Source organism: Embleya sp. NPDC025285 (genome assembly GCF_055558835.1).
In genome coordinates this window covers 1-23,940 of the sequence record NZ_JBVHLU010000135.1, presented here as the reverse complement: position 1 = coordinate 23,940, position 23,940 = coordinate 1, and the positions used below count along the sequence as shown (strand labels likewise).

The window sequence follows — 23,940 nt, the reverse complement described above, 5'->3', positions numbered from 1 at the left end:
GGCCCCAGGCGCGAGGGGCCGGGTGCCGCGGCGTCCGGCAAGGCATGTCCGGGCATCCGACGTCCGGGCGCCGGGGCGTCCACGTGCCACGCCGTGCGCTCAGCGGGTGAGCGAGGCGAGCAGCGCAAGCACCTTGGGCCGGCCCTCGGCCCGGGCGGCGGCGTCGGCGGCCCGGGTGCCGCCGAGCTCCAGCTCGGTTCCGTCTTGCCCGGATATCCGGTCGGTCGCGAGGGTGATCTCCGCGCTCGTGACGCCGGTTCCGCACCAGACGCGGGTCGGCGTACGGGAGACGAGCGCACGTCCGGACGCAACGGCCGTGAGGGTGACCACATAGCCGCGCGCGGACGTGCCGGCCGGAACAAAGGACGCTTCGGCGGCACCGCCGAGCGGATTCATCGACCGGAACAGGCCCATACCGTCCGGATTCCGGTACGTGCCACCCGGCTTCGGGTTCGCCGTGTCCAGGTCGACCACACCTTGCGGGTCTGCCAGGAAGGTGGCCCGCGCGCGCCACTGCCTGCCCAGGGCATCCACCGCCCGCGCGCCGACGGTGACTTGCTCACCGGGTGTCAGTCCGCCGATGCGAATGTGCACCGCCTGATCCACTTGGGCCACCGGCGCGTCCACCTCGATCACCGCCGGGCTGCCCCGCTCCGGCGTGCACCCGGCCACCCCGCTTCCGAGCACCGCGAGCATCGTGAGCCCGCACAGCCCTGCCCACAGCCGATTCCGCACGCCTCGCCTCCGTCCGACACCGAGCCCGGCCGACCTCCGGTGCGCGAACACCCACCCACCGCCCCACCGAAGCCGGTACGACACCGCACGGTGGGTTCGCCTCCGGGCGCCCGGCTTCTCCATATTCCGGAAGAAACCACACCCGTTGGCTGCCTGCTTCCGGCCGGTCGGGTCGACCGGGTCAGCCGGATCCGGCGGCGTGGGTGATCGGGTTGTCGAGGATGGCGTGGATGGTCGTGGTGGCCGCCCCCAGGAGGGGCGCTCGGCGGGCCAGCGCGGACGCGGTGAGGGCTTCGGGAGCCCAGGGGCGGATCGTCACGCGGGCGGCGAGTTCACGGCGCATCGCCGGCAGCAGCCACGTCCCCAGTTCGGCGGCGGCGCCGCCGAGCACGACCCCGGCCGGGTCGAGCAGGTTGATCGCACCGGCGAGGGCCGTGCCGAGGGCGCTGCCGGCCCGATCCAGCGCGGCCACCACCGGCGCGTGACCGTCCCTCGCGTACCGGGCCAGGGTCGCGATCGGGTCGTCGGTCGTGGGTGTGAGACCGGCCGCCGCGAACACGGCTGCCTCGCCCGCGTATTGCTCCAGGCAGCCGCGCGCGCCACACGCGCAGGCGGGGCCGTCCGGGTGCACCGGGACGTGGCCCAACTCGCCCGCGAAGCCGCGCGCGCCCCGGAACAGCCGTCCGTCGGCGACCACGGCCGCACCGATCCCGGCCTGGGCCGACACGTACACGAAGTCGGTCGTGGCGGGGTCGTGCCACAACTCGGCCAGCGCGCCCAGGTTGGCCTCGTTCTCCACGGTCAGCGGCAGCGCGCGCAGGCCCGCCGGGAGCAGCGCGCGCAGCGGTTCGACCACCGGTTCCGCGCGCCAACCCAGGTTCGGCGCGTGCTGCACCCGCCCCGGGGCCGCGCCGACCAGACCGGGCACGCTCAACACGAGTGCGGCCGGCCGCAGTTCGAGTGCGGCGGCGGTGCGGGCGGCCCGCGCGGCGACCCGGGCCAGCGCGGGCAGCGTCTCGGCGGCGGGGCGATCGCGGTTCGGTGCGGCGGCGTGCTCCCACGCGCGCACCTCGCCGCGCAGGTCGACCACGCACGCGCCGACATGGTCGACGCCGATCTCCAGGCCCAGTCCGGCCGGCCCCCGATCCCCCACCATCAGTGCCCGGCCGGGCCGTCCGGGACGCCCGTTCGGCGCACTGCCCAACTCGGTGACCAGGCCCGCGGCATGCAGTTCCTCGACCAGGCTGGACACCGCGGCGCGGGTCAGTCCGGTGCCGGCCGCGACGTCGGCGCGCGAGAGCGGACCCCGGGCGGCGACGTCGCGCAGCACCAGGGCGAGGTTCTGTCGCCGCATGCCCTGCTGCGACGCGGGGCGGTCGGTGGATCGGTGGGCGCGGGGCACTGGACTCTTCCCGATCAGGGCCGGCCGGGTGCGGCGTCGAACAGGGGCCCGGCGTTGCGCAGCGTATCCGCGATCCGCTCCATCGCCGCGTCGTCCCTGGGCAGCGGCTCCAGCAGCGGCCCGTCGGCGGTGCGCCACCGACGCGCGACGGCGTCGGCGGGTTCGCCGGTGAGCAGTCCGGCAGCCTGCGCGGCGGCGCCCAGCGCGACCGCTTCCTCGGCGACCGGTATCCGCACCGGGCGACCGGAGAGTCGGCGTACGGTGTCCCGCCAGGCACTGCCCCGAGCCCCGCCGCCGATCAGCAGCAACGGCACGTCGGAATCGTCGGATTCGCCGCCCGCGCGCAGCACCTCGTCCAGCGCGGTGAGCAGTGGGTAAACCGCGCCGTCGTAGGCGGCCTGGAGGAGTTGCCCGCCGGTGGTCTCGTGGCGCAGGCCGTGGATCAGGCCGGCGGCGTACGGCAGGTCGGGGGTGCGCTCGCCGTCGAGGAAGGGCAGGACCACGGTGTCGCCGCCGGGTTCGACCGCGTCGCGCTCGCGGCCGAGCAGCGCGGCGATCCGGTCGACGGCCACCGTGCAGTTGAGCGTGCAGGCCAGGGGCAGCCAGCCGCTCAGCGCGTCGGCGAAGCCGGCCACCGTGCCGGTGGGGTCGGCGGGCCGGCCGCGGGTGACCGCGTACACGGTGCCCGAGGTGCCCAGGCTGAGCACGGGCAGGCCTGCGGTGAGGCCCAGGCCGAGCGCGGCGGCCATGTTGTCGCCGGTACCGGCGGCCACGAGGGTGCCCGGTCGCAGCGGGGTTCCGGGCCGCGCGCTGCCGACCGGCACGCCCGGGTCGGCGACGGCGGGCAGGAACTCGACGGGCAGGCCGAGACGGTCGAGCAGTTCGGTGTCGTATCCGGTCGGGGTCCACCACCCCGTGCCGGACGCGTCGCCGCGGTCGGTGACGGCCGCGCCGGTGAGCCGCTCGGTGAGGAAGTCGTGCGGGAGCCGGACGGCGGCGACGCGCACGGCGGCTGCGGGTTCGTGTTCGGTGAGCCAGCGCCACTTGGCGGCGGTGAACGCGGCGGTGGGTACGCTGCCGGCGCGCGCGGCCCAGTCGGCCGCGCCGGATTCGGCCACCAGTGCGGCGGCCTGGGGCGCGGCGCGTACGTCGTTCCACAACATGGCGGGCCGGACCGGATCACCGGCGGCGTCGAGGGTGACCAGACCGTGCTGTTGGCCGGCGATCGACACGGCTCGCGCGTGTTCGGCCCAACCGGTAGCGGCGAGGGCGGCGGACAGCGCGTGCCACCACCGGAGGGGATCGCTCTCCCGGGCGTCGCCGGTGCTCACCCGGTGCGGGGCTCGGCCGCCGGCCAGGACCTCACCGGTGTCGACGTCCACGGCGAGGGCCTTGGTGGCCTGGGTGGAACTGTCCACGCCGATGACCACACGCTGTGCGCGCATGCCGCCTCCTGGTGTCGTGTCCGAGGCCGGATCGACCCGGGCGGCGCGGGCGCGGGTCGACGGGCGAGGGTTCCCTTCCGTACCGCGCCGATACTAGTTTGTTTTTCGCGTTTACTAATAGGGCTCGGCCACCATCCGCCACGATCCGGGAGCGGCACCCATGACGGACCCCTTCACCCCCGAAGATCCCTTCACCCCCGAGGATCCCTTCATCCCCACCCCCGACGACCGCTTCACCTTCGGCCTGTGGACCGTCGGCTGGCCCGGCCTCGACCCGTTCGGCGAGCCGACCCGACCCGCGCTCGACCCGGTCGAGACGGTCTCCCGGCTGGCCGAACTCGGCGCGTACGGCGTGACCTTCCACGACGACGACCTGATCCCGTTCGGCAGCTCCGACACCGCGCGCGAGATGCATCTCAAGCGCTTCCGGCAGGCCTTGGACGCGACCGGGATGAAGGTCCCGATGGCCACCACCAACCTGTTCACCCACCCGGTGTTCAAGGACGGGGCGTTCACCGCCAACGATCGCGACGTGCGGCGGTACGCGTTGCGCAAGACCCTGCGCAACATCGATCTCGCGGTCGAACTGGGTGCCGAGACGTATGTCGCGTGGGGCGGTCGGGAGGGCGCGGAGTCGGGTGCCGCGAAGGACGTGCGGACCGCGCTGGACCGGTTGAAGGAGGCGTTCGACCTGCTCGCGCGGTACGTGCTCGACCAGGGTTACCCGCTGCGCTTCGCGATCGAGCCCAAGCCGAACGAGCCGCGCGGCGACCTGCTGCTGCCCACCATCGGCCACGCCCTCGCGTTCATCGAACGGCTCGAACACCCCGACCTGTTCGGGGTGAATCCGGAGGTGGGCCACGAACAGATGGCCGGCCTGAACGTCGCGCACGGCGTCGCGCAGGCGCTGTGGGCGGGCAAGCTGTTCCACATCGATCTGAACGGACAGACCGGTATCAAGTACGACCAGGACCTGCGGTTCGGGGCGGGCGACGTGCGCGCCGCGTTCTGGCTGGTCGACCTGCTCGAATCGGCGGGCTACCGGGGGCCGCGCCACTTCGACTTCAAGCCGCCGCGCACCGAGGACGTCGACGGGGTGTGGGTGTCGGCCGCCGCCTGCATGCGCAACTACCTGGTGCTCAAGGCGAAGGCGGCGGCGTTCCGGGCGGATCCGGCGGTCCGCGACGCGCTCGCGGCGGCCCGGTCGGACCGGCTCGCGCAGCCGACGCTGGGCGCCGGCGAGTCCGCGGCCGATCTGCTCGCGGACCGCACGGCCTACGAGGACTTCGACGTCGAGGCGGCGGCCCGACGCGGCATGGCGTTCGAGCGACTGGACCAGTTGGCGATGGATCACCTGCTCGGGACCCGCTGAGCGAGCGCCCGACGCGCTGCCGGTGTCGACGCCTGGCCGACGCCGGTGCCGGGTGTCGGCCGGCCGGGTCGTCGGTGGCGTGGAACCGTGGCGCCGTGAGGTCCGCCGCTCAGTCGCACCGCAGCGCGGCGAGTTCGCGGCCGAAGCCGACCACCAGCCGGCCGCCCGGGGCCACCGCGAGGGCGTCCACCGACAACGGGAAGACCAGGCAGGGGCCGATCGGGCTGCGGGTGCTCAGGTCCCACACCCGTACCGTCCCGCGCTCCTCGGTCGCACCGCTCGCGCCGCCGACCACCGCGATCGGGCGGCCGTCGAGCAGCCCGGTCGCCACGGCCGACACGTACTCGGCCAGGGGTTCGCCGATCGGCTCGCGGGTGGTCAGGTCCCACAGCCGCGCCGCGTCCCAACCGCCGGTGACGGCGACCGGGCGGCCTCGGACCACGGCCGTGGCCACGCCCGTGACCACGCAGGTGTGTCCGACCAGGGGCGCGCCGAACGCGGCGCCGGTGGCCAGGTCGAAGATCCGCACCGGGTGCTCGTGGCCGGCGTCCCGACCGGACTCCACCCCGGCGACGACGACTGCGCGGCCGTCCAGCACGGCCGTGGCCACCGCCCACACCGAGTCGGACAGCGGTTCACCGACCGGCAGCCCGGTGGCCGGATCCCATACCCGTACACCGGCCGCGTCGCCGGTCACCGCGACCGGCCGGCCGGCCACGACGGCCCGCGCCGCACCCACCCACGCGGTCCGGCCGGTCAGCGGCCGGCACAACTGGTGTCCGCGTTCGAGGTCGAACACACGCACCGTCGCACCCCACCCGGCGGTGCCCGCGACCACGACCGGACGACCACCGACCAGCGCGGTGGCCACCGCGTCCACGCGCCCGTCGTGACCGGTCAGCGGCTCACCGATCGGCTGCTCGGGGACCACCGCGCGCACCGGCGGCGGGCGGCGGTCGTCCTCCGCGGCCTGCTCGGCCGGGAGTTCGGCCGATGGGCCCGACCCGCCCGGCTGTCCTACCCGAACCGGCGGCGCGGCCCGGTGTTCGGCCGCCGCCCACGGCCCGGTCACCCAGTCCAACCGCCATCGCGAAGGGAGTTCGCGCCCCGTGGGGGCCGCGGGCGTGCGCACCGCCGACCCGCCACCGGCGGCGGCGCCGAGGTCGTCGACCGTCGCGAGCCAAGAAATATCGTCCTGCGCAACGTGGGACATATCACCATTGTGCCCGTCATAGCCCCTCGGGTGCACGATCGCCGAGCCGATCCGCGTGACCGTGGCGGTCACGATCACGGTCGCCCTCGACCTCGCGATCACCCTCGCCGTCACGGCCGCCTCCGGCGTCGCGAACCCGACCCGCCGACGCGGTTGTGCCCGCCCGGCGCGTCGACGGCGGTGGGGCTACACCGTCAACACCACCTTCCCCTCGGCCGCCCGACCCTCCAGCGCGGCGTGCGCGTCGGCGGCCCGGTCGAGCGGGAAGCGGGTGATGGTCGGGACCAACCGGCCCCGGGCCGCCTCGCGCAACGCCCGGGTGGTCAACTCGCGCCATCCGCCGGGCGGCACCATGTTCGGGCCGATCGCCCAGGTCGCGGTCAATTGGCGCTCGACCAGGTCGCGCGTGGTGATCTCGGTCGGCTCGCCGGCCGCCCAGCCGTACATCAGGAAGCGCCCACCGGGCCCGAGCAGTTCCAGCGCCTGTCGGCCCGAAGCGCCGCCGACGCCGTCGAGCACGATGCCGACCTCGCGGCCCGCCAAAGCCGTCCGTACCCGCTCGGGCCAGTCCGCGGCGGAGTAGTCCACCGCCACGTCGGCGCCGAGCGCACGCACCCGGGCCACCTTCGCGGCGCCGCCCGCGACCCCGACCACCAGCGCGCCCGCGGCCTTCGCCGCCTGGACGAACAGGCTGCCCAGACCACCGGCGGCCGACATCACCAGCACCACGTCCCGCTCGGTCAACCGGGCCACACCCAGCACACCCTGCGCCGTGGTGCCGGTGGTGATCGCCGCGACCGCGACGTCGTCGGCCAATTCGTCGGGGATCGGGTACAGCGCGGACTCGTCGGCGAGCGCCTGCTCGGCGTACCCGCCCGCGTCGCCCAGCTGCACGACGACCCGGCGGCCCAGCCAGTCGGCCGACACGCCGGGGCCGACCGCCCCCACCACACCCGCCACCTCGCTGCCGGGGGTGATCGGCAGCTCGGGCGGGCGGTGCGGGCCGACCGCGATGCCCCGCCGGAGCCTGGTCTCGATCAGGTGCACGCCGCTCACTCGGACATCCACGCGCACCTGCCCCTCGGCGGGCACCGGCTCGGGCAGCTCTTCGAGGCGCAGGTTCTCGGCGGGACCGAAGGAGTGCAGTCGGATCGCGCGCATGTGGTGGCTCCCGGATTCGATGGTGGACGTTCGCGGGCCCGATGGCCCGCGTTCGCCGGTTCCGAGATCACTATCGAACTTCAAGTCGAGTTGAGGTCAAGCGGCCCTTGGTCGCCCCGCCGACCCCTGTCCCGGTCCGCACATCGAGTGCCGGTTCCCGGCCCGGGGATCGCGGGTGTGCGAGGGTGTCGGAATGTCGTCGACCGAGTCGCAGGGGCCGGGCCCGGGGCCCGCCGGATGGGATCCGCACGCGCCCGGGAGCGAGCTGTTCGTGGCCATCGAGCGGGGTGATCCCGAGGCCGTGCGCGAACTCCTGGCCGCCGGCGCGGAGATCGAGGGGCGGGATCCGAGATCGAGCCTCCTCGACGGCACGACTCCGCTGATCGCCGCGGCCTCGATGGCACACCCGGACCTGGTGCGGCTGCTGCTCGACCACGGCGCGGCGGTGAACGCCCGGTCGGCGTCGGGATGGACGGCGCTGATGCGTGCGTGCAACGCCGGGAACCTGGAGTGCGCCCGACTGCTGCTCGACGCGGGAGCGGACGCCGGAGTCCGCAACGACGAGGGGTACACCGCGCTGGGACGGGTGCCGGGCAACCGGACGGAACTGGTGCGGTTGTTGCGCGAGCATGGCGCTCCCGTGGTCTGATCGGGGCACACCCCGGCACGCCGCACGCGACCCGGGACGCCACGACCGGACCACGCGCAAGTGCTCCGGGTGCGGCACGAGATGATCACCGCATGCAACAGATCATCTTGATGTCCGATCCTCGCGTGGCCGCCGTCCCCGTACACGAGTGCGACGAACCGCTCGTCGATGTCCGCCTGGACGGCTCCCTGCCGGTGGACCTGCGCCAGGCGGATCGAGCCGAGACGTTCTCGTTCCTGCGGGTGGGCGTGCTCGACCGGTTGATCAAGGCCCAGGCGGCGCTGCCGGACGGGCTGCGGTTGTTGTTCGTCGAGGGGTACCGGCCGCCGGCACTGCAACGGCACTACTTCGAGGAGTACTCGGACGAGTTGCGGGCCGCGCATCCCGATTGGTCCGCCGACCGGATCCATGTCGCGGCCAGCCGGTACGTCTCACCACCCGACATCGCTCCGCACAGCGCCGGCGCGGCGGTCGACCTGACGCTGGTCGACCCGGACGGCCGCGAACTCGACCTCGGCACCCCGATGAACGCCAGTCCGGAGGACAGCGCCGAAGCCTGCTACACCGCCGCCGAGAACATCGACGCGACCGCCCGCACCAACCGCGACGTGCTGAGCGCCGCACTGACCGCGGCCGGACTGGTCAACTACCCCACGGAGTGGTGGCACTGGTCCTACGGCGACCGCTACTGGGCGCTGGCCACGAACGCGGAGGCCGCCCGCTACGGCCCGTGCGAACTCGACTGACGATGCCGGCGGGTGGCACTGCGATGACGGACAGTGCCACACCGCTCGGCATTTCGGCGGATTCCCTCGGCTTGTGGGGGGCGGGCAACGACCACGCGGCCGTACTCGACACGTCATCTGTTCTTCGTCCCTCGACCCGGTCGGGCGTTCGGCCTTGCCCGGCACCGCTGCCCACGGGCACCCGCCTGCGGGCAGCGGCATGTTCGGGCACCGGCCGTGCCGGCGGACGCTCGGGCCGAACGCGTGGATAGGGTTTGCCCTTTCGCACCATCCCCTGGAACGCACCATCCTTGGAGGCGGCTCGTGGTCGACATCGGCAGGCTCACGCCGGCGGACCGGGCGGACTGGCAGGTCCTGTTCGAGGGCTACAACACCTTCTACGAGCGCACGCTCGCCCCCGAGTTGTTCGACCGGGCGTGGACCGCGTTCCAGGAGGACACCCGAATTCACAACAACGCTCCTGCGGGCAAAGAGAGTTGAGGCCGTGTTGCATGCCGGCCCTCGTCCTCGTCACCACCACGACGAGAAGGAAGGACTCCGCCTAGCTTCCTACCGCGAGAGCTCCGGGAGATCACCAACAGCATCTGGGACGTGCCGGTCACGCGACCAGAACGCTCACGCCCAGCGTCGTTCATCCGAGGGAGTTGGGCCCGACAAGCGCCACCACGTCCCGGCACAGCTCGCAGCGTCGTACGCAGATCCCCGCGCAAGTGGGCTCGATCGTGAGGACGGACGCGGCATCAGCGGGGCGGCAGGGTCCATTCGATGGCGTTGAGGCGTTCGAGCGCGCGGTGGAGTTCCGCGGCCTCGGCCTTGTAGGTCGCGAGGGCCTGCGGGATGACGTGTACGGGCACCTGGTCTCGCAGGTCGCGGCGCAGGTCGGAGTAGCCCTGGCGGAGCTCAGCGAGGTCGGCCAGGAGGTGATGCCGCGCGAGGCGGGGCAGCAGGCGCGGGTGGCGGCGCAGGACCTCGTGGTCGCGGTACCCGGGCGGGCAGAGTTCGTACAGCGCCTCGGCCGTGCGCGGATCCAGGGCGGCCGGGACGGGCAGAGTCGCCGGGCCGGCGTGGTAGCGGCCCGTTGGCTCGCGACGTCGAACCGGCTGGGCTGCTCCCAGGGTGCGACGTCGTCGTGCTCGTTCATCAGTTCGAATCATCGCATGCCGGGCTCTCTCGGCAACCTGGACCTACTTTGGAAATCGGGCGGCAGGATCGGAGCTGATCGTGTCGAGCAATGAAGAACCCGAGTGGCCCCTCTCATGTACGAACTGCAGCACGGGGCTCGGCGGCGTTTCTACGGAGATCCGGTGACGTCATCAACACCTACAAGCACCACACGCGACGCCATGGGCAGACGACGGCTGTGGTGTCGGAAGCCTGGATTGATGACCGAAATGCGGCACGCTTCACGATCAAGTGGACCGCTCCAGACGGCACGACCGGCACCCGAGACGCGCTCGACCTCGCTCAGGCGGCAGTGAGCGAGTGGCTCCAGTTCTTTTCGATTCATGGGTTGGACGTGAATGCGGCCTGACGTGCTCCGTGTTGGCCGGCGTCAGGCTCGGGCGGGCCGGTCGGCGAGTTCGAGAACCATGGCGTTGTAGAACGGCGCGCCGTCCCACGGGTGGGACACGCCGACGGGGCGGTAACCCCACGACGCGTACGCGGACTGCGCCGGGACCGCCTCCGGTTCCGGGCGGACGGTGAGTGTCACCCGTTCGACGTGCAGGCCCTCGAGTAGCGCGGCGTGGAGAGCAGCGGCGATACCGCGGCGGCGCCACTTTTCACGGACCGCGAGTTCGAGGATCACCCACGTGCGGGTGCCGTCCTCGCGCTTGAAGTCGTCCGCGAGGACCTGGTCCACGTTGTTCCACCACCCGGTGTCGCGGGGGAGAAGGTATCCGTACGTGAACCCGATGACGTCTTCGCCGTCGCGGGCGATGATCAGACGCATGCCCGGCCGCTGCGTGTGGAAAAGATAGTGGTCGATGAACTGGGCTACGTCCGAGGGGCCTTCGCTGTACGGCGGTTCGGCGTAGACCTCCTCGTAGGCCGGCAGGAAGGCGTCGAGCTGTCCTGCGGCCTCCTGGCCCCCGTATCGCTCGTACGTCACCTCGGTCATCACGCTGCCCCCTTCGTTTTCACGTATTCGGCCAATTCGTCGGTGGCCTCCCGGGCGGAGACGGCGTCGACGGCGCGCAGCGCGCCGACCACCTCGGTGAGACGTCGCATGACGCGTCCCGATTCCACCTCTTCCAGGTCGGTCAAGCTTGCTACGGCTTGGGCGGCGCCTTCGTCGACTTCCCCGGCGCCGATCAGGCCCCGGGCCAGAGTGAGGCGGTACAGGGCCCGGTTGCGTCCGTAGTTGGCCTCCTGATGGGCGAGCGCAGCTCGCAAGAACGCGGTTGCCGCTTGGTGGTGGCCAAGTTCGGTGTAGAGGAGTCCCTGCGCGTAGTCCAGCTCGGCATGCCCGTGGAACGCGGCCCACTCGGGGGAGGGGCGCCCGCGCCCGTCGCGGTCGACGAGCCGCAGGGCGTCGCTCATGCGACGTCGAGCGGATGTGTCGTCGGCCAGCAGCGACAAGGCGCGTGCTTCCCGGGCGGCGATAAGGGATTGGAGGATCGGCGACCCCAGGCGGGTCGCACGGTCCTGAGCGGCCCGGGCCAAGTCGAGGCCGTCGCGAGGTCGTCCCTCGTGGCACGCCTGGAGGCTCATGGAGGAGAAGACCAGGATTTCGAGGTTGGTGTCGCGGAGCATCGTGGCCGTCGTCAGGGCCTCGCCCCAATAGCGTCGCGCGTCGTCCTGCTTGTCGGCGTCGTAGTACAGCCAGCCGCAGTGTTCGGCGACTTCCCCCGAGAGGAGGCGGAGTTGACGGCCGATCGTGTCCGGATACTTGCTGGTGTTGATGATGCGGCGGACGCGGCTCAGGTGGCGGACGGCCAGGGATCGGACGTCGCTGCCGCCGTACGTCGCGTCGAGCTGGAAGAGGACGTGAAGGCCGTCCCGGAGTTCGAGCAGATGTGTGGTGCCGATGGCGCCGGTGCCTCCGGCCGGGTTCAGGGGGACCACGTGGGCGGGCAAGCTCAAAGCGGAGGCTGCGCCGATGGAGTCGGCCAGGAAAGCCCGTCGGTCCACGCCGGTGCCCTTCTGCGCGAGGAGTGGTGCACTCCCCACGGTGACACCTGGCGGTGGTCCAGGAAACCCGATCTCGCTTGGGCAGACGGCGAACATGGCGTGGAGGGTCCGCCAGGCGCGTGCCCGGGGTGCAGGTGGGTCGGGTTGACGCCACCGGCGGTACTGGCGGTCCGTCAGGGTGACCGCTTCGCCGAGCAGGTGTGCCGCGGTGTGGAAGGCCCGCAGAAAGTCCGCCGGCTTGTCCCAGCCGCGCGCGCTACAGGCGTGTTCGAAGGGCGTCTGCTCCGGCACCACGTCACCTCCGTGATCTGAATCACTACGAACGGTAGCGACTCTCCGGGCGCCGCAAGGTCCGATGTCCGCGAAGAGTCCGGCCGAAAGTCCGCCGGAATGTCCGGTTGCGCCGGTTCTAGGGGCGTTGGCTGGTTTGAGAGCTCGACAAGCACGTACTGGCCATCGACCCGCTCGGAAGTTGCAGAGCAATGCCGAGCACACACGCGGAGGATGCACCCTCGTGAGTGATCGACTCACCGCGGTTCGTGTCGTGGAGACCAACGACCCGGAACAGCCCGTACAGCTCCAGCTCCAGGTGAATTGGGATGAGCCCGACGGCCGAGACTTCGACGTCACCCTGACCCAGCTTTGGGAGTTGCACGCGCACATCGGCACCCGGCTCGCCCGGTACCCCGCGCCCTCGCTGACGACTGGTGATGCGCGATGACGAGTCGTTCGCCGGGTGTTCGCCTTCCCAACGCCGGACGTCCCGCACGTCTGGTGGCGTTCGGGACATGGCTGTCGTCGGCCGCGCCGTCGAAGGCGCAGGCACATGTGCAGTGGTACGAGTCGGGCGCGGCGTGGCTGCGCCCGGGGATGGTGTTCTCGGCCGTCGTCGTCCCGGCCCGGCTGGTTCACGTCGCGCTCCGAGTGCGGAAACCGGAAGAGTGCGTCAAGCCGTTGGCGCGGCTCCTGGCCGGTCCGGTGTTCTACAGCCCCCCGGGGGCCGAGCACGAGTCGTCGTACACGGCGCTGCTGCCTGTGGCGGAGGGACGGACGTGGCGCGAGCCGCAGACGCGGCTGTGCTCGGGTCAGGGGCTGCTGTGGGTGCCGGCGCCCGGCCGGTACCTGCCGGCGCCCGATGGGTGTCCGTGGTGGGTTGTCGCCGGTGACGGCGACTCGTTGTGCGCGGCGGTCGACTTGGCCGCGCTCGTTCTGCGCTCTCGCACGGAACCGTTGCGGTGGTCGGGGTGATGAGGCGCCGGTGGTTGCTGTCGAGGCGGGCCACGGTCCGCCGAATCGGGGGACCTGCTCGGGAGAGCGCTGCGGTGAGGAGTACCGCCCCGATGACCAGCCGCCCGAGCGCTGGCAGCCAGGTCTACACGAGGTGCCTGCCGTCCCGGCGGGAATCCGCCTGGGAAGCCCGCCGGTTTGTGACCTCGGCGCTGGCCGCGTGGGGGCTCGCCGACGACGACGGCCAGGCGCTCGTCGTCATCAGCGAGTTGGTGTCGAATGCCCACCTCCACACCGCTACCCCGACGATCCGCGTCGGCGTACGGCGGATGGGGCCGCGACTGGTGCGGGTCTTCGTGGTGGACCGGTCGGACGTCATGCCGCTGGTCCGGCCCCCGGATGCCGGTTCCGTCGGCGGACGGGGGCTGACGCTGGTGGACGCGCTGTCCCAGGGTCGGTGGGGGGTGGAGCCGTTGCCTGTCGGCAAGCGGGTGTGGGCGCAGGTGACGGTGACCGCAGCGGACGGTCCCACGTGAGGGGCGAGCCGTGGATCGCCGATGGGTGGTCGGCCTGTGTTGGCGGTGCGAGCAGGTCGACGTTCCGGTGTTGTGGCTCGGCCCCGTGCACACCGACTTCGAGGGCGCCGGACCTTTCTACGTCTGCGAGCCGTGTATTCGCCGCCTGGAAGCCCTCGTCCGTGCCTACCAGGACCAGCGGGCCGGTGAATGACGAAGCGATCCGCCATCCCTCTTGTCGTGAAGGGAACCACGATGTCCATTGATCCTCCTGTTCCTTCGGACGCATCGCCGGAGGGGGGTGAGCCGTGGGAATGGCTGCTGAAAGCAGCCCCGTTGGCGCCGCAGGCGCGCGCCGAGTGGGCGCACGCTCGGGCCGGTGGTTCACGCCGGGAACGGTGTTCTCCGCCGTGTCGCTCCCGGCCGGGGCGGTTCACGCCGCGATCGGCAACTGGCGGACGTGGAACCAGTTCGCCGAACACCTCACGTCGGTGATCGACGGGCCGATGTTCTACCGGCCGAGGACGCGCGGCAGCGACGACGACACGTACACGGGTCTCGTGCCCTACTCCGTGGGTCGCCGCTGGGTCGTGCCGTTGACGACCCTGGAGCCTGCTCACCGGCCCCTGCTGATTCCCGCGCCCGATCGGTACACGCCGGAGCGCACCGGCCCGTGGTGGGTGGTCTCGGTAGAGGAGTCGAAACGCTTCTGTTCGACACGGGCATTGACCCGGCTCGTCAACGCCGGTCGCGGAAGGTGGCTGGACGAGTGATCCGGGAGCAGACCTACCGGCGCCTGGGGGACGCGATCAGGGACGCGTCCGCCGGGCGGTTCGATGGCCGTCCACCCACTGCGGTGTACGGCTGACCCAGACCTGTCCCCTGCCGCCGCCCGCTCCCGGTCCCACGAGACGGGCGGCACCCGGTCCTGCGGGCAAACTCGCGCGGCTGCGGGACCGGTCCCCCATTGCCCCACGCCCGGCCGGAGAAGCCGCGCCCACCGCGAGGCCGGGCGTGGGGCACCGACGACAGAACGTGCAGGAGGTTGGTTCGAGTGCACCACAGGAACAAAGTCAATCCCGAGAGACTGCGCCGTCTGGACGAGGCAATCGCGGAGGCGGGCGCCGGGTGGTGCCTGCCGCGCGAGCCCCGGACTCATATCTGACCGAGGTGTTCGAGCACCCCGACCGGGGCGGGGTGTACGACGCCTTGGACTGCCCGACTGGATCGCACGTCACCCTGCTCCGCGAGTTCCCGATCGACGGCACCGGGCCGGTCTGGTTCAAGGTGCTGCCGGCGGGGGCTCGCGTGGACGACATCGGGGCGCGCTGGTTGGTCGGTACCGCGGCTCAGGTTCACGACTGGTACACGGAGTACCGGCGGTTCCTGATCGACACCGGTTGGCGAATCGCCGAGTCGACGAGCATCAACGTCGAAGTGATCGAGCCGGCTCGGCTCGTCTCCTGACTGGCCCATCGAACTCCCGCCCCCGGCCGTGCTGTTGTGCGCCCGGCCGGGGAGCGGGCCCCTTCCATCTCATCGTGGAGGTCCGCGTGACCGCACGTCCGATCAGCACCGGAGATCAAGCCGCGTCCTGCTACTTCCGAACGACGGTCGATCACCCCTACCGCAAGGCGCTCGTTCAGATCTGCGAGCCGTGCAACATGCTGTGCCGTCACTGCTTCGTCAACGCCACGAAGCGCGGCACGTTCATGTCCGTCGTCCAGATCCGGGAGCGGCTGATCCCGGCCCTCCTGGCCGCCCGGGTCACGCGCGTCACGGTGACCGGCGGGGAGCCGTTCGTCCACGAGGACCTGATCGAGATCGTCGCGGAGTTCCGCCCGGCCGGGCTCTCCGTCGGCGTCTGCACCAACGGCACGGGCGTGAGCGACGCGGACGTGACCGCGCTGGCCGCGCTGGACGCCCACATGAATGTGAGCCTGGACGGGTTCGCGGAGGAGTCGCACTCCGTGTTCCGCGGCCTCCCTGGGTGCTTTGAGGAAACGGTCCTAACGATCCGGCGGTTCGCTGCGGCCGGCATCCTCCAGGGTTTGCTTTGCACGCCGAACAACCTCGCGGAGGACGAGGAGTATCGGAAGCTGGTCGAGTTCGCCCGGGACCAGGGCGCGAAGTACGTGCTGATGATCCCGCTGGGGTCGATGGGGCGGGGCGCGTCCAAGTCGGCGCAGGAGAAGCTGCGCACGCCCGACGAGCAGATGCGGGAGATCCGGCGGATGACCGCGCCGTTCGAGGCCGACGGCCTGGAGATGGTGAACATCCGGTTCCCCAATGCGGACAAGCCGTTGGCGCCGTGCGAGGCCGGGAACATCATCTACGTCTTCACCGATGGTGGTGTGGCGATCTGCCCGTACCTGGTGTTCGCCGCCCGGACGAAGGTTTCCCGGCACCCGGACACCGACTTCCTTGTCGGGAACGTGTGGGAGCACGACGATGTCGCGGCGCGGCTGGACGCGTACGGCAAGTTCAGTGATCGGTGGGATTTGGGCGGCAACTCGACGTGCGGGGCCTGCTCGATGTCGGCCTCGTGCGGGAAGGGATGCCCTGCGGCTGTCGTGGCCGCCGGGGAACGGATCGGCGCGCTCGACACCGACCAGTGCCCAGTCGTCCCGAGGCAGGCACGGATGTTGCCCGTGGTCGGTGCGTGATGGCCGGGGAGTTCTTCACGATCGACGGGCCGGGCGGCGTGGGGAAGTCGACGGTGACGGCCGCCGTGGCGTTGGAGCTGCGGACGATCGGTGTCGCGGTGTGCCAGACCCGGGAGCCGAGCGACACTCCGTTGGGGCTGCTCGCCCGGAATGGCACCGACACGTACCGGGGTATGGCGATGTCCTGCCTGATCGCGGCGGACCGGTACGCGCACCTGGACGAGGAGATTCGGCCGGCGCTCGCGCGCGGCGAGACGGTCGTGTGTGACCGGTACATCGCCTCGTCGCTGGTGCTCCAAGTCCTGGACGGCGTGAACGTCGATGTGGTGTGGGAGCTGAACCGGCACGCCGACATGCCCGACGTCGCCGTGATCCTCAACGCCCGCACCGACGTGATCGAGACGCGGCTGACCAGCCGTGGCGCGCACAGCCGGTACGAGCGCGACCCTGGCAGCACCGCGCGGGAATGCGCTGCGTTCCGCAAGGCCGCTACGTTCCTCATGGCCGCCGGCGTCCGCGTCCTCCAACTCGACGCGAGCGACGAAGGCCCGGCCGCCGTCGCCAGTGCCGTGGTCGCGGCCGTCAGGGGCCCGTGGATGAAAGGCAATTCATGACCAGCCCGAGCACGCTCGACGTGCTGACGTTCAACCTGAACAACCCGAGCCGGCAACGGGCCGAGCGCCAGCTCGCCTACCTCGCGGCGCGGCCCGAGCAGGTGCACGTGCTCACCGAGACGGCCGACAGCGCCGGGTGCGCGTTCCTGGAGGAGCGCTTCACCGCGGCCGGGTACTCGGTGACGTTCCCCCGCCCCGAGCAGCGGGGCGAACGCGGCGTGATGGTCGTCAGCCGTCTCGCCACCCGTCCGGCGCCGTTCGCCGTCGGGTACCTGCCGCACCGCTCGGTCGCGGTCACGGTCGACACCGACCGGGGGCCGCTCGACGTGATCGGTCTGTACGTGCCGTCGCGGGACGCGTCACCGGAGAAGCGGGAACGCAAAGAGCGATGGCTGAGGGAGTGCGCGGCGGTGCTTCCCGATGGCCGGACCGGCGCCCGGGTCGTGCTTGGTGACCTCAACGTCCTGGAGCCTGATCACTCCCCGCGCTACCGGTTCTTCGCCCCGTTCGAGTACGACTTCTACGGGGCGTTCGGCCGGGCCGGGTACGCGGACGCGTTCCGGACGCTGTACGCGGACGCACTCGAGTATTCGTGGGTCGGGAAGACCGGTGACGGATACCGCTACGACCACGCGCACGTCTCGGCCGGCCTGGGCGGCGCGCTGCTCGACTGCTCGTACGTCCACGAGCCCCGCACCGGACCGAATCGGCTGACCGACCACTCGGCGCTGACCGTGCGGCTCGCCGTCACCGCTTCGGTGCCGCTGCCGGTGACTGACCCCACGCGGGCCGAAGAACCCGTGCCCGCCCTGTTCTGACACCCGTACGACCGTGGGAGATGTGGATGGACGAGAACACCTGGGAACAGATCAACCGGCTCCGCCGCTGGTTGGACGAGAACGCCGGCGAGCAGACCGAGCGGGAACGCACGCTGCTGCGCGTGCTCAAGGTCGGCGAGGAGTACGGCGAGGTCGCGGAGGCCCTGCACGGGGCTCTCGCCGCGAACCCGAGGAAGGGCGCGTCGCACTCGTGGGATGACGTGCGGAAGGAGTTGGTGGACGTCGCGGTGACGACGTTGGTAGCACTCGCGACACTCACCCCCGACGCGCGGAACGTCTTCGACGAGCGGCTCAACGGTCTCGTGGATCGCGTCCTGTCGCCGTCCGCCGGGTCCTCGTAGAGCCGGGCGCGAGAGGGAACGGGTGGCCCGGGGGATGGGGCAGAGTCGGCTCTGCTGGGTCTTGCTCAAATGAGCGTGACGAACGCTCGGGCTCACCCGTTAACCGTGGACAGACGCGTTTCGGCCATCGCCGAGGCGTGTCGGGCCCCACCCGCCCTTCGGGGCTGCGGTGGCCGGCGGGTGGCCGTGCTCCGCAAAGCTGGTGGCCCGCTGAGCAGGGGCTCGGCGCTGATTCGGCGCCGGGCCCCCTTGCTTGTTCGAAGGTTCGCCCGCCCGTGCACCCATGGGCGCACGGGCCTGTGCCGATCCGGGTAGTGTCGGGCTGGAACGGGCCGAGACGTGCCGGGACGGGTTCGCGTTAGTCGAGGTCGCGGCATTTGCGCAGGTCAGGCGGGGTTCCGCGCGAGGGGAGGACACCCGGATGCACGCGCTGGGCGCGAAGGTGGACGGCGAGCTGGTGGGCATCACCCACTTCCTCGTGCACGCCAGCACGACGGCGCCCGACGTGTGCTATCTCCAGGACCTGTTCACCGCACCGAAGGCCCGGGGCAAGGGGGTTGCGGGCGCGTTGATCGCCGCGGTGGCCGATTGGGCCCGCGAACGCGAGTGCTCGCGGGTGTACTGGTCGACCCACCAGGACAACGCCACGGCCCGCCGGCTCTACGACCGGGTGGGGCTGAACCGGGGCTTCGTGCTGTACCAGATCACCCTCTGAGGGCACCGGGCACCGGGCCCGGGGCCCGGGGCCCAGGGCACCGGCGACGCCGGGACGCCGGGCGCGGCGTGTGCGGCTACGGCGCGAGTCGAGCGGCGAGCAGCGCGGGGGCCTCGGCCAGGGACGGGCCGTACCAGGTGAGGTGGCGGCCGCTGACGAGTGCGGCCGGGACGCCGGGGAACGCCTCGGGGCCGTCGTCCGCGCTGAACGCGTAGGGTTCGTCCGGCAGGACCACCAGATCCGGTGCGGCGGCCCGCAGTTCCTCCAACGGGATCCCGGGCCAGCGCTCGGGGTGGGACGCGAAGACGTTCACGACGCCGAAGCGGGCGAGGACGTCGCCGGCGAAGGTGTCCCGGCCGGCCACCATCCAGGGACGGCGCCACACCGGGATGATCCCCCGTCGTGGCGGCGGAGCCGGCGGCAGCGCGGCCCACGCGGCGCGGCAGCGGTCGAGCCAGGGCGGGACGGGCAGCCGGCACCCGATCGCGAGCATGCGTTCGAGCGCGGTGAACGCCTCGTCCAGGCCGCGAACCCGGGTAACCCACACGGCGATTCCGGCGGCTCGCAGCGCGGCCAGATCCACCGCGCGGTTCTCCTCCTCGTTGGCCAGGACCAGGTCCGGGGCGAGCGCGCGAATCGTGTCCAGGTCGGGGTTCTTGGTACCGCGCACCCGGACCACGTCCAGCTCGGCGGGATGCGTGCACCAGTCGGTGGCGCCGACCAACAATCCGGGCGCGCTCGCCGCGACCGCCTCGGTGAGCGAGGGCACCAGCGAGACCACCCGACGGACGTCGTCCGGTACGGGCACGCTCAGGTCGAGGTCGTCACGCATACGCCGACCCTACGACCGCGCGGGCGCGGGACGCCCGGGCACCGGGGCGGTCGTCGCGCCGCGGGCTCGCGTCACGGGCGCGCCCGGTAGCTGCGCAGCCACATCCGCACGCCGTCGTCGACGATCCGCCCGATCTCGGCGGAGGTGACCTCGTGCAGGCCGTCCCGGGAGCGATGGATCGCCTCGTGCGCGGTGAGCAGGACCAACTGGTGTGTCGCCAGGGGCACATCGGGAATGTCCAGGACGCCCGCCTCGACGTACTTGCCGATCTCGCGGGCCACCGCCTCGTCGAAGGCCGGGCGGGGCCGGGCCCATTCCTCGGCCAGTTCGGGATGACGCCACTGCTCGGCCACTATCACCCGCCGCAGGGCCACCATCTCCCGATCCAGCACGAGTTCGGTCCAGATCCGGGCCGCCGCGCGCAGGTCGTGCTCCAGGTCGCCCGACTCGTGGAAGAGCGCGGCGAAGCGGGCGACGGAACGATTCGCCGCGTCCCGCTGGGCCGTCTCGACAACCGCGACGAACAGCGTCTTCTTGTCGCCGAAGTGGTTGTACACGGTCTGCTTGGAGGCGCCCGCCTCGGCGGCGATCACATCGACGCTCGTATCGGTGAAGCCGTACCGCAGAAACACCCGCTTGGCCGCCTCGACGATGGCTTGGCGCTTGTCGGGTCGCCCCGGCCGCGCGGCGGGACGCGGCGACTGCCCGGCCGATCCGGTATCCCGTCGGCCTTGACCACTTGGACTCATGCGTCCAATACTAGCGGAGCAGTATTTTTACTGGACGGTCCAGTCAACAAATTCGGTCGACACCCGGGAGCAGCCGCGTCGTCACCCTCCTTGCCTGGAGGCGCGCAGCGTGATGGCCCTGTTCTCGATCCTGCTCACCACGCTGCTCTATCTCGGCTGCACGCTGTACCCGTGGAGCACACTGGGCACGATCCGCTGGGTCCAGACCGTATCCCTGCTCAATCCGCTGACCTACGTGAGCGAGGGCTTCCGCGCCGCGGTCACGCCGGCCGATCACCTCGGGCTGTATGTCGTGTATCCGGTGCTGCTCGGCCGCACCGCACCGCTGCTCGGGCGGGAAGTCCACCATTTCCGGCGCCGGGTGGTGGGCCGAGTCGGGTGGGTGCGGACCGCCGGCCCGTGGACCACGGGGAACCCGGGCCCGGTCGGCGGTCGGGGCCTCTCCTAGGGTGGGTTCCATGAGCACACGCACGGAAAGCAGCACCTCGGACGACGCGGCCGGCGCCGAGGGACGCTTCGACACCGGGCTGTTCGACGCACTGCGCGCGGACGCGATAGCCGACGTCACGAGTCTGCGCGAGTTGTACGAACAACCCGGCGCGGCCGCGGCCGCCAAGGAGATGGACCGGCTCACCGAGAAGACCCGCGCGCTGGTCGGCTGCGCGTCGCTGGTCTTCGTCGCCAGCACGGACGCGCAGGGCCGCTGCGACGTGACCCCGCGCGGCGGCCCGGCCGGCTTCGTCACCGTGCTGGACGACCGCACCCTGGTGATCCCCGACGCCACCGGCAACAAGCGCCTGGACACGCTGCACAACGTGCTGGAGACCGGCCGGGTCGGGCTGCTGTTCGTGATTCCCGGGCGCACCACCACACTGCGCGCCAACGGCCGCGCGTGCGTGTCGGCGCGACCGGACCTGCTGGAGCAGTTGACCCCCGTGGGCAAGCCGCCGGTGAGCGCCCTCGTGGTCGAGGTGGACGAGGTCTACCCGCACTGCCCCAAGGCACTGCTGCGCAGTTCGGCCTGGAAGCCGGAGGGCTGGCTGCCCGCCGACGCGCAGCCGAGTTCCGCCGAGGTGACGCTGGCCCAACTGCGGATGCCCGGGTTGACCATCGAGGACATCCGGCAGGCGGAGGCGGACTCGCTCAAGTACCGCTACGAATAGCCGAAGGGGTCGGCGGGGGGGCCGGCCGCTCCGGGGTTGGCACCGGACCGGACCGGGAATCCGCCTCCCGTTTTCGAGTGACGGACCCGCGGAGGACTTCGAGACCTTGGAGTACATCACGTGAACGCGCTGCCACCCGCCGATCCCACCGTGCTGCACCCGATGCCGGGGCAGCGGCGCGTGGTGCTGCTCAAGCCGTTGGTGACGTCGCCATTGATCGAGGTCGGGGAATTCTCGTACTACGACGACCCGGACGATCCCACCGCGTTCGAGACCCGCAACGTGCTCTACCACTACGGCCCGGATCGACTGGTGATCGGCCGGTTCTGCGCGCTGGGCGAGGGCGTACGGTTCATCATGAACGGCGCCAACCACCGGATGGACGGCCCCTCGACGTTTCCCTTTCCGATCATGGGTGGGTCCTGGGCCGAGCACTTCGACCTGATCACCGGCCTCCCGGGTCGCGGTGACACGGTGGTCGGCAACGACGTGTGGTTCGGCTACCGGTCCACCGTGATGCCGGGCGTACGCATCGGCCACGGCGCGATCGTCGCCTCGGGCGCGGTGGTGGTCGACGACGTCCCCGACTACACGATCGTCGGCGGCAATCCGGCCCGCCCGATCCGCACCCGACACAGTCCCGAAGACATCACCCGTCTGCTCGAACTGGCCTGGTGGGACTGGCCGATCGAGCACATCACCCGGCACCTGCGCACCGTCATGTCCGGCACGGTCGCCGAACTGGCGGCGGTCGCCCCCACCCCGACCGACTGATCGGCCGCCGCGCCCCGGAAACCTTCGCCGGGTCGCGGCGTGTCGCGCCTGTTTTGCGCCGCACCCACGGCGCGCCCCGCACCGCCCGTACCGCGCCGCCCCCGCACCGGGGCGCGGCGCGGGCTCATGTCGCGGGCGGGACGGCCGCGAGCAGGGCGTGGGCCAGGTGGCGGGCCCGAGTGGCCGGGGCCGGGGTGCGCTCGCGGAGCGCGGTGACGATGGCGCCGTCCATCAGGAGGGCGAATCGGCTTGCCTGGACGGCCGGTTCGGCGATTTCGGCGGCGGTCAGGAGTTGTTCCAGGTAGTCGACCACGTGTTCCTTGTGGGCCGCCGCGACCCGATGTGCCGGGCTGTCCGGGTCGGCCGACTCGATCATCGTGTTGATGAACGCGCAGCCCCGGAAGTCCTCCCGCTCGAAGCGCTCGGCGAGCGCGTCGAAGACGGTGAGCGGATGCCCGCCCAGGGCCTCGACCCGTTCGGCGAGCCAGCTTCGCCACCGCCGGTCACGGGCCTCCAGGACGGCGACCACGAGGTCGTCCTTGCTCGGGAAGTGCCGATACATCGAGGCCCGGCCCACGCCGGACTCGGCCAGGATGCGCTCGACGCCGACGGCACGGATGCCCTCGGCATAGAAGAGTTCCTCGGCGGTGGCGAGCAGGCGGTCGCGGGCGTTGACGGGCACGTTCGGATCCTAACTCCTCTTGACCGAAAACGGTACCGATCAGTACCGTCTGCGAAACGGCACCGATCGGTACCGTTTGGGTTTCGAGGCTCTCGGGAGTCCGCATGTCGTCCACACCCACCACGACCACACCCCCGGCGGTCGCCGCCGAGGAGACCGACGGCGGGGAACTCCTCGCCCGGGTCGCCCGCCAACTCGGCCGGGTACCGAACCTGTACGCCGCGCTCGCGAGCGGCCCGGCCGCGCTGGAGGGCTACCTCGCGATGCGCGACCACCTCACCCGAGGCGTGCTGCCACCGCGCCTGCGGGAGCAGCTCGCGCTGCTGATCGCCCAGGAGAACGAGTGCACCTACTGCGTCAGCGCGCACTCCTTCCGCGGCGGCCTGATCGGGCTGACCGAGCAGGAGCTGCGGGCCACCCGCGACGGGCACGACGCGGATCCGCACACCGACGCCGTCCTGGGCCTGGCCCGGGCGATCCTGCGCACCCGGGGCCGGGTCGCCGAGCCGGACCGCGCGGCGGCCCGCGCGGCCGGGGTCACCGAGGCCGAACAGGCCGAGATCGTCGCGCACATCGCGCTGAACACGCTGTCCAACTACTACAACCACCTGGCCCGGCCGGAGCTGGACTTCCCGGAGGTGCAGGCATGACCTCGCACCGCACCTGGCTGGACGCGTCCGTCGAGCTCGTCGACGGCTACCCGGTGATCGGCGCCGACGGCGAGTCCACCGTCTTCGTGCCGAACGCCCGGGTCGCCTTCGAGGGCGGGTTCGCACACCTGGACATCCCCGGCACCGGCGTCGTCCAGATCGTCTCGGCGCCTGCCGTACGCCGGATCACCCACCGGATCGAGCCGACGGCGAGCTGACCCCGCGGTGGGGGGGGGGGGGGGGGGGGGGGGGGGGGGGGGGGGGGGGGGGGGGGGGGGGGGGGGGGGGGGGGGGGGGGGGGGGGGGGGGGGGGGGGGG

At 71.9% G+C, this 23,940-nt stretch carries 32 protein-coding genes; 21 read left to right on the top strand and 11 right to left on the bottom strand.

Translation table 11 applies throughout. The features are described 5' to 3' along the window. Positions 1-99: 99 nt before the first annotated feature. From ACZ4FV_RS46690 to xylB, 3 genes are all read right to left on the bottom strand, one after another. The gene (locus tag ACZ4FV_RS46690) at positions 100-735 is read right to left on the bottom strand and encodes an acyl-CoA thioesterase/BAAT N-terminal domain-containing protein (protein WP_465327085.1); all 636 of its coding nucleotides are present in this window, start codon (positions 733-735) and stop codon (positions 100-102) included. Positions 736-916: 181 nt separating this feature from the next. After that, positions 917-2,089, bottom strand: coding sequence for an ROK family transcriptional regulator (locus tag ACZ4FV_RS46685; RefSeq protein ID WP_395859309.1), 1,173 nt, complete (start codon positions 2,087-2,089; stop codon positions 917-919). Between the two features lie 62 nt (positions 2,090-2,151). Continuing rightward, a complete protein-coding gene (gene xylB / locus ACZ4FV_RS46680) occupies positions 2,152-3,582 on the bottom strand; it encodes a xylulokinase (protein WP_465327082.1) in 1,431 nt (476 codons plus the stop codon). A 160-nt stretch (positions 3,583-3,742) separates the two neighbouring features. Here xylB and xylA point away from each other — a divergent pair, with 160 nt between their 5' ends. Further along, positions 3,743-4,954 (top strand): xylose isomerase, encoded by a 1,212-nt coding sequence (xylA, locus tag ACZ4FV_RS46675; RefSeq protein WP_395858827.1) that lies wholly within the window; start codon positions 3,743-3,745, stop codon positions 4,952-4,954. A gap of 109 nt (positions 4,955-5,063) precedes the next feature. Here the strand turns inward: xylA and ACZ4FV_RS46670 are convergent, their stop codons facing one another. Together ACZ4FV_RS46670 and ACZ4FV_RS46665 are read right to left on the bottom strand one after the other, a co-directional pair. Further along, positions 5,064-6,167, bottom strand: coding sequence for a WD40 repeat domain-containing protein (locus ACZ4FV_RS46670; protein WP_465327079.1), 1,104 nt, complete (start codon positions 6,165-6,167; stop codon positions 5,064-5,066). A gap of 186 nt (positions 6,168-6,353) precedes the next feature. After that, entirely contained in the window at positions 6,354-7,328 is a 975-nt protein-coding gene (locus ACZ4FV_RS46665; RefSeq protein ID WP_402231205.1) for a zinc-binding dehydrogenase, read from the bottom strand. Between the two features lie 193 nt (positions 7,329-7,521). Between ACZ4FV_RS46665 and ACZ4FV_RS46660 the strand changes: the two genes are divergently transcribed. From ACZ4FV_RS46660 to ACZ4FV_RS46650, 3 genes are all read left to right on the top strand, one after another. Then, entirely contained in the window at positions 7,522-7,977 is a 456-nt protein-coding gene (locus tag ACZ4FV_RS46660; protein WP_465327078.1) for an ankyrin repeat domain-containing protein, read from the top strand. 92 nt (positions 7,978-8,069) lie between these two features. After that, positions 8,070-8,723: a M15 family metallopeptidase gene (locus ACZ4FV_RS46655; RefSeq protein ID WP_402231209.1), complete on the top strand. Its 654-nt coding sequence runs from the start codon at positions 8,070-8,072 to the stop codon at positions 8,721-8,723. Positions 8,724-9,026: 303 nt separating this feature from the next. After that, positions 9,027-9,203: a hypothetical protein gene (locus tag ACZ4FV_RS46650; RefSeq protein ID WP_395858832.1), complete on the top strand. Its 177-nt coding sequence runs from the start codon at positions 9,027-9,029 to the stop codon at positions 9,201-9,203. 260 nt (positions 9,204-9,463) lie between these two features. Here ACZ4FV_RS46650 and ACZ4FV_RS46645 read toward each other — a convergent pair whose 3' ends face one another. Further along, positions 9,464-9,877, bottom strand: coding sequence for a hypothetical protein (locus ACZ4FV_RS46645; RefSeq protein WP_395858833.1), 414 nt, complete (start codon positions 9,875-9,877; stop codon positions 9,464-9,466). Positions 9,878-9,954: 77 nt separating this feature from the next. On the opposite strand from ACZ4FV_RS46645, the gene ACZ4FV_RS46640 reads away from it, so the two are divergent. Continuing rightward, positions 9,955-10,254 (top strand): hypothetical protein, encoded by a 300-nt coding sequence (locus ACZ4FV_RS46640; protein WP_395858834.1) that lies wholly within the window; start codon positions 9,955-9,957, stop codon positions 10,252-10,254. 21 nt (positions 10,255-10,275) lie between these two features. On the opposite strand, the gene ACZ4FV_RS46635 is transcribed toward ACZ4FV_RS46640, so the two are convergent. Together ACZ4FV_RS46635 and ACZ4FV_RS46630 are read right to left on the bottom strand one after the other, a co-directional pair. Beyond that, positions 10,276-10,842 carry a GNAT family N-acetyltransferase gene (locus ACZ4FV_RS46635; RefSeq protein ID WP_465327074.1) on the bottom strand — a complete coding sequence of 189 codons (567 nt, stop codon included), beginning with the start codon at positions 10,840-10,842 and terminating at the stop codon, positions 10,276-10,278. After that, positions 10,842-12,149, bottom strand: a complete 1,308-nt coding sequence (locus ACZ4FV_RS46630) for a tetratricopeptide repeat protein (RefSeq protein WP_402231213.1) — start codon at positions 12,147-12,149, stop codon at positions 10,842-10,844. Before ACZ4FV_RS46630 ends, ACZ4FV_RS46635 begins: the two co-directional genes overlap by 1 nt. Positions 12,150-12,369: 220 nt before the next feature. Here ACZ4FV_RS46630 and ACZ4FV_RS46625 point away from each other — a divergent pair, with 220 nt between their 5' ends. The 11 genes from ACZ4FV_RS46625 to ACZ4FV_RS46575 all read left to right on the top strand — a co-directional run bounded on the left by ACZ4FV_RS46625 (position 12,370) and on the right by ACZ4FV_RS46575 (position 18,772). Continuing rightward, complete coding sequence (locus ACZ4FV_RS46625) at positions 12,370-12,576, top strand: hypothetical protein (protein WP_395858837.1); 207 nt, start codon at positions 12,370-12,372, stop codon at positions 12,574-12,576. Continuing rightward, a complete protein-coding gene (locus ACZ4FV_RS46620; RefSeq protein WP_402231215.1) occupies positions 12,573-13,103 on the top strand; it encodes a hypothetical protein in 531 nt (176 codons plus the stop codon). The genes ACZ4FV_RS46625 and ACZ4FV_RS46620 overlap by 4 nt, the downstream gene beginning before the upstream one ends. Positions 13,104-13,195: 92 nt before the next feature. Beyond that, on the top strand, positions 13,196-13,618 hold the full coding sequence (locus ACZ4FV_RS46615) for an ATP-binding protein (protein WP_402231217.1): 423 nt from the start codon (positions 13,196-13,198) through the stop codon (positions 13,616-13,618). Between the two features lie 10 nt (positions 13,619-13,628). Further along, positions 13,629-13,811 carry a hypothetical protein gene (locus ACZ4FV_RS46610; RefSeq protein WP_395858840.1) on the top strand — a complete coding sequence of 61 codons (183 nt, stop codon included), beginning with the start codon at positions 13,629-13,631 and terminating at the stop codon, positions 13,809-13,811. A gap of 184 nt (positions 13,812-13,995) precedes the next feature. Beyond that, positions 13,996-14,370 carry a hypothetical protein gene (locus ACZ4FV_RS46605; protein ID WP_465327071.1) on the top strand — a complete coding sequence of 125 codons (375 nt, stop codon included), beginning with the start codon at positions 13,996-13,998 and terminating at the stop codon, positions 14,368-14,370. Positions 14,371-14,728: 358 nt separating this feature from the next. Beyond that, positions 14,729-15,064 (top strand): hypothetical protein, encoded by a 336-nt coding sequence (locus tag ACZ4FV_RS46600; protein WP_402231220.1) that lies wholly within the window; start codon positions 14,729-14,731, stop codon positions 15,062-15,064. A gap of 86 nt (positions 15,065-15,150) precedes the next feature. Then, a complete protein-coding gene (locus ACZ4FV_RS46595; RefSeq protein WP_465327069.1) occupies positions 15,151-16,263 on the top strand; it encodes a radical SAM protein in 1,113 nt (370 codons plus the stop codon). After that, positions 16,263-16,877: a dTMP kinase gene (gene tmk, locus ACZ4FV_RS46590; RefSeq protein WP_402231224.1), complete on the top strand. Its 615-nt coding sequence runs from the start codon at positions 16,263-16,265 to the stop codon at positions 16,875-16,877. Before ACZ4FV_RS46595 ends, tmk begins: the two co-directional genes overlap by 1 nt. Beyond that, positions 16,874-17,695: an endonuclease/exonuclease/phosphatase family protein gene (locus ACZ4FV_RS46585; protein WP_395858846.1), complete on the top strand. Its 822-nt coding sequence runs from the start codon at positions 16,874-16,876 to the stop codon at positions 17,693-17,695. Before tmk ends, ACZ4FV_RS46585 begins: the two co-directional genes overlap by 4 nt. 26 nt (positions 17,696-17,721) lie before the next feature. Next, positions 17,722-18,057 (top strand): MazG-like family protein, encoded by a 336-nt coding sequence (locus ACZ4FV_RS46580; protein ID WP_395858847.1) that lies wholly within the window; start codon positions 17,722-17,724, stop codon positions 18,055-18,057. 283 nt (positions 18,058-18,340) lie between these two features. Then, a complete protein-coding gene (locus ACZ4FV_RS46575; RefSeq protein ID WP_395858848.1) occupies positions 18,341-18,772 on the top strand; it encodes a GNAT family N-acetyltransferase in 432 nt (143 codons plus the stop codon). 76 nt (positions 18,773-18,848) lie between these two features. Here ACZ4FV_RS46575 and ACZ4FV_RS46570 read toward each other — a convergent pair whose 3' ends face one another. Both ACZ4FV_RS46570 and ACZ4FV_RS46565 read right to left on the bottom strand, forming a co-directional pair. After that, positions 18,849-19,604, bottom strand: coding sequence for a helical backbone metal receptor (locus tag ACZ4FV_RS46570; RefSeq protein ID WP_465327067.1), 756 nt, complete (start codon positions 19,602-19,604; stop codon positions 18,849-18,851). A 71-nt stretch (positions 19,605-19,675) separates the two neighbouring features. Beyond that, complete coding sequence (locus tag ACZ4FV_RS46565) at positions 19,676-20,353, bottom strand: TetR/AcrR family transcriptional regulator (RefSeq protein ID WP_395858850.1); 678 nt, start codon at positions 20,351-20,353, stop codon at positions 19,676-19,678. A gap of 112 nt (positions 20,354-20,465) precedes the next feature. Here ACZ4FV_RS46565 and ACZ4FV_RS46560 point away from each other — a divergent pair, with 112 nt between their 5' ends. The 3 genes from ACZ4FV_RS46560 to ACZ4FV_RS46550 all read left to right on the top strand — a co-directional run bounded on the left by ACZ4FV_RS46560 (position 20,466) and on the right by ACZ4FV_RS46550 (position 22,290). After that, positions 20,466-20,801, top strand: a complete 336-nt coding sequence (locus ACZ4FV_RS46560) for a hypothetical protein (RefSeq protein ID WP_402231230.1) — start codon at positions 20,466-20,468, stop codon at positions 20,799-20,801. 10 nt (positions 20,802-20,811) lie between these two features. Continuing rightward, a complete protein-coding gene (locus ACZ4FV_RS46555) occupies positions 20,812-21,516 on the top strand; it encodes an MSMEG_1061 family FMN-dependent PPOX-type flavoprotein (protein WP_402231232.1) in 705 nt (234 codons plus the stop codon). Positions 21,517-21,678: 162 nt separating this feature from the next. Beyond that, positions 21,679-22,290: a CatB-related O-acetyltransferase gene (locus ACZ4FV_RS46550; protein WP_395859310.1), complete on the top strand. Its 612-nt coding sequence runs from the start codon at positions 21,679-21,681 to the stop codon at positions 22,288-22,290. Between the two features lie 124 nt (positions 22,291-22,414). Here ACZ4FV_RS46550 and ACZ4FV_RS46545 read toward each other — a convergent pair whose 3' ends face one another. After that, complete coding sequence (locus ACZ4FV_RS46545; protein ID WP_395858853.1) at positions 22,415-22,972, bottom strand: TetR/AcrR family transcriptional regulator; 558 nt, start codon at positions 22,970-22,972, stop codon at positions 22,415-22,417. A gap of 104 nt (positions 22,973-23,076) precedes the next feature. Here ACZ4FV_RS46545 and ACZ4FV_RS46540 point away from each other — a divergent pair, with 104 nt between their 5' ends. Together ACZ4FV_RS46540 and ACZ4FV_RS46535 are read left to right on the top strand one after the other, a co-directional pair. Beyond that, complete coding sequence (locus ACZ4FV_RS46540; protein WP_395858854.1) at positions 23,077-23,622, top strand: carboxymuconolactone decarboxylase family protein; 546 nt, start codon at positions 23,077-23,079, stop codon at positions 23,620-23,622. Then, entirely contained in the window at positions 23,619-23,840 is a 222-nt protein-coding gene (locus ACZ4FV_RS46535; RefSeq protein ID WP_395858855.1) for a hypothetical protein, read from the top strand. The genes ACZ4FV_RS46540 and ACZ4FV_RS46535 overlap by 4 nt, the downstream gene beginning before the upstream one ends. Positions 23,841-23,940: the final 100 nt, after the last annotated feature.

Bases quoted from the DNA above. Each gene is read 5' to 3' on its own strand.
- ACZ4FV_RS46685 (WP_395859309.1), bottom strand. From the start codon at position 2,089: ATGCGGCGACAGAACCTCGCCCTGGTGCTGCGCGACGTCGCCGCCCGG.
- xylB (WP_465327082.1), bottom strand. From the start codon at position 3,582: ATGCGCGCACAGCGTGTGGTCATCGGCGTGGACAGTTCCACCCAGGCC.
- xylA (WP_395858827.1), top strand. From the start codon at position 3,743: ATGACGGACCCCTTCACCCCCGAAGATCCCTTCACCCCCGAGGATCCC.
- ACZ4FV_RS46670 (WP_465327079.1), bottom strand. From the start codon at position 6,167: ATGTCCCACGTTGCGCAGGACGATATTTCTTGGCTCGCGACGGTCGAC.
- ACZ4FV_RS46665 (WP_402231205.1), bottom strand. From the start codon at position 7,328: ATGCGCGCGATCCGACTGCACTCCTTCGGTCCCGCCGAGAACCTGCGC.
- ACZ4FV_RS46660 (WP_465327078.1), top strand. From the start codon at position 7,522: ATGTCGTCGACCGAGTCGCAGGGGCCGGGCCCGGGGCCCGCCGGATGG.
- ACZ4FV_RS46655 (WP_402231209.1), top strand. From the start codon at position 8,070: ATGCAACAGATCATCTTGATGTCCGATCCTCGCGTGGCCGCCGTCCCC.
- ACZ4FV_RS46645 (WP_395858833.1), bottom strand. From the start codon at position 9,877: ATGATTCGAACTGATGAACGAGCACGACGACGTCGCACCCTGGGAGCA.
- ACZ4FV_RS46640 (WP_395858834.1), top strand. From the start codon at position 9,955: ATGAAGAACCCGAGTGGCCCCTCTCATGTACGAACTGCAGCACGGGGC.
- ACZ4FV_RS46635 (WP_465327074.1), bottom strand. From the start codon at position 10,842: ATGACCGAGGTGACGTACGAGCGATACGGGGGCCAGGAGGCCGCAGGA.
- ACZ4FV_RS46620 (WP_402231215.1), top strand. From the start codon at position 12,573: ATGACGAGTCGTTCGCCGGGTGTTCGCCTTCCCAACGCCGGACGTCCC.
- ACZ4FV_RS46615 (WP_402231217.1), top strand. From the start codon at position 13,196: ATGACCAGCCGCCCGAGCGCTGGCAGCCAGGTCTACACGAGGTGCCTG.
- tmk (WP_402231224.1), top strand. From the start codon at position 16,263: ATGGCCGGGGAGTTCTTCACGATCGACGGGCCGGGCGGCGTGGGGAAG.
- ACZ4FV_RS46585 (WP_395858846.1), top strand. From the start codon at position 16,874: ATGACCAGCCCGAGCACGCTCGACGTGCTGACGTTCAACCTGAACAAC.
- ACZ4FV_RS46580 (WP_395858847.1), top strand. From the start codon at position 17,722: ATGGACGAGAACACCTGGGAACAGATCAACCGGCTCCGCCGCTGGTTG.
- ACZ4FV_RS46575 (WP_395858848.1), top strand. From the start codon at position 18,341: ATGGGCGCACGGGCCTGTGCCGATCCGGGTAGTGTCGGGCTGGAACGG.
- ACZ4FV_RS46570 (WP_465327067.1), bottom strand. From the start codon at position 19,604: ATGCGTGACGACCTCGACCTGAGCGTGCCCGTACCGGACGACGTCCGT.
- ACZ4FV_RS46565 (WP_395858850.1), bottom strand. From the start codon at position 20,353: ATGAGTCCAAGTGGTCAAGGCCGACGGGATACCGGATCGGCCGGGCAG.
- ACZ4FV_RS46560 (WP_402231230.1), top strand. From the start codon at position 20,466: ATGGCCCTGTTCTCGATCCTGCTCACCACGCTGCTCTATCTCGGCTGC.
- ACZ4FV_RS46555 (WP_402231232.1), top strand. From the start codon at position 20,812: ATGAGCACACGCACGGAAAGCAGCACCTCGGACGACGCGGCCGGCGCC.
- ACZ4FV_RS46550 (WP_395859310.1), top strand. From the start codon at position 21,679: ATGCCGGGGCAGCGGCGCGTGGTGCTGCTCAAGCCGTTGGTGACGTCG.
- ACZ4FV_RS46540 (WP_395858854.1), top strand. From the start codon at position 23,077: ATGTCGTCCACACCCACCACGACCACACCCCCGGCGGTCGCCGCCGAG.
- ACZ4FV_RS46535 (WP_395858855.1), top strand. From the start codon at position 23,619: ATGACCTCGCACCGCACCTGGCTGGACGCGTCCGTCGAGCTCGTCGAC.